This is a genomic window from Bilophila sp. 4_1_30 (genome assembly GCF_000224655.1).
Classification (GTDB): Bacteria; Desulfobacterota; Desulfovibrionia; order Desulfovibrionales; family Desulfovibrionaceae; genus Bilophila; species Bilophila wadsworthia.
The window spans coordinates 198,337-203,911 of the sequence record NZ_JH114234.1 but is presented as its reverse complement, the minus strand read 5'-3'; the positions used below and the strand labels follow the sequence as shown (position 1 = coordinate 203,911).

Here is a 5,575-nt window from a genome sequence, read left to right as displayed (position 1 = left end):
CGCCGGGACAGCCGCCAGCGCACTGGAAAGCTACAGGGAAAAGCTCAAGGAAATGGACGCAACGCAACTTGCGTTCGAGCAAAAACAGCTTGCGGAAAGTTTCAGGAAACAGACGGCTGGCGGACTGTCCAACGATTCCGTGTATAAAGGCATTCTCGATGAGATGCTTCCGTCATGGTACAATGTTTTTGACAGTGTTCCAGATGGCTTTGAAGAAAAACTGCGGAAAATAGTTTTCCCGTTAAGCGATACGGCAATCGCTTCGACATCGTCGGAACAGATGAAGCAGATCAAAAAGGATCTGATGGATCTGGCTGTCCAGTATGACAAGACGGGCGAAGCCTCGAAAGCCATTGAAAAGGTTGTTGACCCGGTCATTGCCCTGAAAGTCCAGCAAGAAGCCGTCACCGCACAGGCCGGTCAAATGGCTTCCGGCATCCAAAACGTGGGGGACAGCGCCAGAGAGGCGGCCTCCGGCGTCAACAGCCTTGTGGTGGAATTGAACAAAATTGACCCAAAACGCTTTGAAACCGCCGTAGAGCGGCTGAAATTCAAGGCCTATGTCAAAACGCTGAAAGGCGTTGAACGCTACAAGGCCGAAACGCTGAAAGGCGAAGTAGGTCTTTCCACGGACGCCATCAAAGGCGTCATGTCCGGGAACAAGGAGTTGCTGACGCCCGGAATTTCCGAACTCCTTTCCCTTGCCGGACAAGCCTACACACCCTCCAAAAAAACAAAGGGCAGCGCATCGAAAGCGGAATCGGCAAAGACGTATTTGCAGGGCGTGGAAGCGGAAATCGCCAGACTGCTCAACAACGGCGGGGAAGCCTTCGGCGTGAAGCTCGACAAAAAGCTCGCCGAAATCGCCAAGCGCGGCAAGGACGCCGGGCTGTCGCTCTCCGAGCTGACCGCCGTCACCACCCGCTACGCGGAGGCCGCCAACGCCGACAACATCCGCAGGCAGTCGGAAGCTCTTGACGATGTGGCGCTGTCCGTCGCCCGCCTGTCAGGGGACTGGCGGACCGTCAACAAGATGGAGCTGGACAGGGAGGCGGACAACCTTACCCGCAAGCTGCTTTCCCTCGGCGTGGCGCAGGAAACCGTCACCGCCAAGGTCAACGAATACAGAGCCGCCAAGGAAAAGGAATCGCAGATCAAGGACGCGCAGGCCGCTTCCGAGTTTTACCGGGACCTGTACAAGCAGGCCGGACAGTTTGGGCTGGAGCAGACATACAACAACAAGCTGCTGGAATCGCAGGCCGACAATCTCCGCAAGAACGTCGGCATTTCCGAAGAATACATCCAGCAGTGGCTGAAGCTGCAACAGCTGGAATCCTCCCGCAGCTGGAACGACGGCATCGCGCGGGCGTCGCTGTCCTACGTCTCCACGGCGACGGACGCCGCCAGCCAGATGGAAAACCTGTTCACCAACGCCTTCCAGACCATCGGCAACGTGGGCGGCTCGGCGCTGGAACAGGTCTTCAATGAGGGGCGTTTTGCGGCGGACGAGTTCTTCGCCAACCTGACCCGCCAGCTTGCCGTACAGTCCGCCAACGCGGCGACCAACCAGCTCATCGGCGGCATCCTCGGCCTGCTGACCAATTCCCTGTCCGGGATGTTCAGCGGCGGAAGCTTCTATTCCGGCAAAGGAACGGGGTTCGCCGGATACGACGCCGCGCTCGGGCAGCACGTCGCCAACGTGCCGATCCACCATTCGGGCGGCATCGTGGGCATGGGCGGCGTCGCTACCCGTACCGTGCCGCTGTCCCTCTTCGCCAATGCCCCGCGCTACCACGAGGGCGGGCTGCTCCGCCCGGACGAACGCCCGGCAATCTTGCAGACGGGTGAACGGGTGCTGTCGCGCTCGGACAACGCGAACATGGGCGCGAAGCTCGACGTCATCGCGGACAAAATCGAGGCGCTGGCTTCGGCCATCCAAAACAGCACGGGCGGCGGTTCTCCGAACATCGTCATCGTCGACGACAACAGCAAGATCGAGAAGTACATGCGCAGCCCCGAAGGGGCGCGGACCTTCCTTTTCCAGATGAACCAGAACCGCGCCGCCGTCAAGAACGTGGCGCAGGGAGGGCGTGCCTGATGGCATTCAGCGGCAAGCTGACGGCGGCGAACCATGCCGACCTTTTGGCCAAAGTGACAAACTTCATCACGGGCGATCCGGGCACGCCGGGCCGCGACTGGACGGTGGCGCGTCAGGATTCGCTGACGTGGGGCCCGGCGACGGTCTTCCGCAATACCGGGCTGTCCGGTTCGGAAGAGGTATACGTGGGGCTTTGCGCCGCCACGTATACCGACGGCGTGAAAGGCGGCCTCGTATGCAAGGTCTACAAGGCGTTCGATGCCGCCCCACGCGCAGACGGCGGTACGGATTTTCTTGATACGCGCTACGGCAACGGAACGGGACAAAACGGCACGCACAGCTTTTTGCCCTGCTGGAACGCCGCCATGAATCTGTGGATCTGGAGCAACAAGGCCCGCGTGATGCTCGTCGTGGAGTGCAACGGCCTCTACGGCAATGCCTACCTTGGACAGCTCCGGCGTTTTTCGCTGCCGAGCGAGAACCCGTGGCCTTTGGCCTGCCTGACGGACGGGTACACCAGCCTGTGGCAATACACGACATGGCACGACAGCATAGCCACAACGGGAAGTTACGACATAGACATGCACCGCAGAAGCCTGCCTTTTGTACGGCGCGGGTACTGGCCGAAAGGGAGTGGCTATTATCATGCTTGCCACCAGATTTGCCGCCCTGACGGTGTTTGGTCTTCGCATTTTGCCGTCTGCCCAACGTCGGTGATTTCTGGAGCATCGGAACAGACGGCAAAGCCGGACACGCTGGGTACAATCGGCGTCGTCTTTCCTCCCGGTTCAAAGCGGGTACTGTTCCCGTTGTATATCGTACAAATGGAAGAGGCAGGAAGCTATGCCGGGGCCGCACTCGCTGGAGAACTGTACGGTGTCCACTGGGCTCCTGATTCGCTGGCAAGTACAGAAAGCACCGTGGGCGGCTATACACTTTTCCCGGACATCAACCGCGTGGAGTGGCACAGCTTCATGGCTCTAGGAGACGAGTGATGGCGCAGCCCTGCAAGGTTTTTACGTATACGAATGTGACTACGGAAAAGGACGCACTCGCCAACATCCGGAACGCCGCCGAGTCCGGAGGGTGGATCATCGACAAGGATGCCATCGACGCGGACCGGGAACTCTATCTGCATAGTTTGGGGAACGGCAGCCAGAAGCTCTTTTTTTCTCTCCGCCTTTTGCAAGCCTATGATGACACCGGAAAATATATGCTCTGCGTACACGGCAACACCGGCTTTAATGGTTCCGCCGCATGGGATGCGCAGCCGGGGCGGTTCACCGAACGCATAGTAGACATGTATATGTCAAACAAGTCAGGAAGGCCCGTATGGGGAGGCGGAAGCACTGGGAACCAGTCCAATACAGGTTGGTGGGTTGTTCCACCAATTGTGGAGCAAATCGTCTGCGTCTGTTCCAGCTTTGTCCTTACGGCAATTCGCGTCATATCTACGCTGCATGATGGAACAACCTATACAGGATGGGTTCCACTTCTATTCGGTGCGGCTGACGGTGACGAAGGCGAAACACAGCTGAATATGGTATTACGTTCCGCTTGGGGCTCCATTTGTGTAATGGGACTGATGTTATCCATGCTGTACGAGCTCAGTACAAAAATTCAGGGATATTGGTACAATCTAATCGGTAATTACGGAACGATAGGGGTCCTCTATGGTGGTGTCAATGTCGATTGCCTTCCTGATGAACAGGATTATGGCTATCCACAATACGCTGAAGCCGCTTCTGTTGTACGAACAAGCATAACCAGTCGTCCGCTTCTCGGTGGTGGTTGGTATGGAGATGGACGGGTACGAGGGGATATCGTCAATGCAGGAGTTACCATTACATACTGTTATAAGGGAAGAACTTGCCCTTCCGTACCCTGCTATAACAGGGCTGTTCTTCAGAATCCGGGGACACTCAGAAATATGCTTATCAAGCCTTTGCTCTACTCATGCGGAGGTGAGGATATTCGTGTTATAGGGGAACTCCCATACTGGGCCGTCAATATGCGAGGCCTGAAGCCGAAAGACCGCATCCGCATCGGCGGGCGTGTGTTCATGGTGTTCCCGGACATTTCCGATAGCGACGAAATCGGCTTTGCCGTCGAGGTGGAGGCATGACCTTTTCGTCCGTCCTGTGGCCGCTCAGGGAAGGGCTGCCCGAGCACGCCTTTTCGGCGGCGGCCCCGGCAGGGGCATGGCCTGCCTCTGGCTTGCTCACCGGGGTGGCCGTCCATGTGGACGCAACCCCCCTTGCCCGGCCCTCGGGGCACCGCATGGCCGAGAGCGTTGCGGACCTCATTTACGGGCAGCTTCATCTCCTGCCCGGCGTCATCGACGTGGGGCTGCTGACGCAGGGCATGACCTACCAGTGCGTGCTCTGGAACGCCTTTCCGGTTCCTCAGCTCGTATCCACACTTCGGCGCAACTACGAGGGGATCAGCGATACCGCGGGCCCTTCGGTCGGGCTCGCCGCCTTGGGGGAAGCGGGCTTCTCCGTGACCGTCTCCATGCAGGGCACGCCCGACGTGGACGGTGTTCTGCTCTTCTCCGTGGATACGGTTTCCGTTCCCCTTGCCATTACGGGTTCCCGCGGGCTCGTGTGGGGGCTTGCGCCCGAGCGCGGCCTTTCCGAGACATGGGAATGGCTGACGCACATCGTGATCGGGCTTGGCCACAGCGAGGAGAGGCGGCCCCTGCGCGACGTGCCCCGCGTGTCCTACGGCGCGGCCTATGCCGCCGTCGGGCGGGAAGCGGCCTACGCGGAGTCGCTCATCTACTCGCACCGGGCCGGGAGCTTCGTCCTGCCGCTTTTTGAGCAGGCAAAGCGCATCCCATCCCCGGCGGCGGGCTCGGAACGCCTCGCCTTCGACACTTCGGGCAGCGCGTGGCAAGACGGCGGGCGGGGCATCCTGTGGCGGGACGCCCTGACCTTCGAGTCCTTTTCCGTCGCTTCCGCTTCCCCGGGCGGGCTTGTTTTGAAAAAGCCCCTTGCCCGGGCTCTCGGCGGAATGTGCCTTGCCGTCCCGTGCGCCGACGCCCGCATCGAGGCACTGGGCCGGACCGACGAGCCCGGCGACGCCTCCGTACTGCGTGTGCAGTGGGCCGTGTCCTCGCCGCCGGTATGGGCGGAACGGCTTCCGGAAAGCGCCTATGACGGCTTTCCGCTGTTCGACATGCCCGCCTACGCCACGGAAGAGGGCTTGAGCCGGGACGTAACCGTCCCCAAAGTCCTGCTCGACAACGGGCTTGGCCCCGTCCGGACGCTCAACCCCTGTCCCTACGCACGCGCAACATGGAGCGTGCTCGTCCCCTGCGAAACGCCGGAGGAAATCGCGGCCATGCGCGGCGCGCTCATGGCGTGGCGCGGGGGCTGCGCCGCCTTCTGGCTGTCCACCGGGCGGCACGACTTCGTACCCGCGGGCGACTACCACCAGACCGTGGGCCTTGCCGTCCGGCGCAGCGGCTGGGCG

3 protein-coding genes and 1 pseudogene are annotated in these 5,575 nt (G+C 60.4%); all 4 read left to right on the top strand.

All coding sequences use genetic code 11. The annotated features are described in order from the left end of the window. Window positions 1-2,098, top strand: a 2,098-nt coding sequence (locus HMPREF0178_RS17070) for a phage tail tape measure C-terminal domain-containing protein (protein WP_009381087.1), incomplete at its 5' end; no start/stop codon positions are given. Further along, the gene (locus tag HMPREF0178_RS17065) at window positions 2,098-3,093 is read left to right on the top strand and encodes a hypothetical protein (RefSeq protein WP_009381086.1); all 996 of its coding nucleotides are present in this window, start codon (window positions 2,098-2,100) and stop codon (window positions 3,091-3,093) included. The genes HMPREF0178_RS17070 and HMPREF0178_RS17065, both read left to right, overlap by 1 nt. Further along, window positions 3,093-4,223, top strand: coding sequence for a hypothetical protein (locus HMPREF0178_RS17060; protein WP_009381084.1), 1,131 nt, complete (start codon window positions 3,093-3,095; stop codon window positions 4,221-4,223). The genes HMPREF0178_RS17065 and HMPREF0178_RS17060 overlap by 1 nt, the downstream gene beginning before the upstream one ends. Beyond that, window positions 4,220-5,575, top strand: a pseudogene (locus tag HMPREF0178_RS17055) (hypothetical protein); the annotation flags it as partial. The gene HMPREF0178_RS17060 and the pseudogene HMPREF0178_RS17055, both read left to right, overlap by 4 nt.

Bases quoted from the DNA above. Each gene is read 5' to 3' on its own strand.
- HMPREF0178_RS17065 (WP_009381086.1), top strand. From the start codon at position 2,098: ATGGCATTCAGCGGCAAGCTGACGGCGGCGAACCATGCCGACCTTTTG.
- HMPREF0178_RS17060 (WP_009381084.1), top strand. From the start codon at position 3,093: ATGGCGCAGCCCTGCAAGGTTTTTACGTATACGAATGTGACTACGGAA.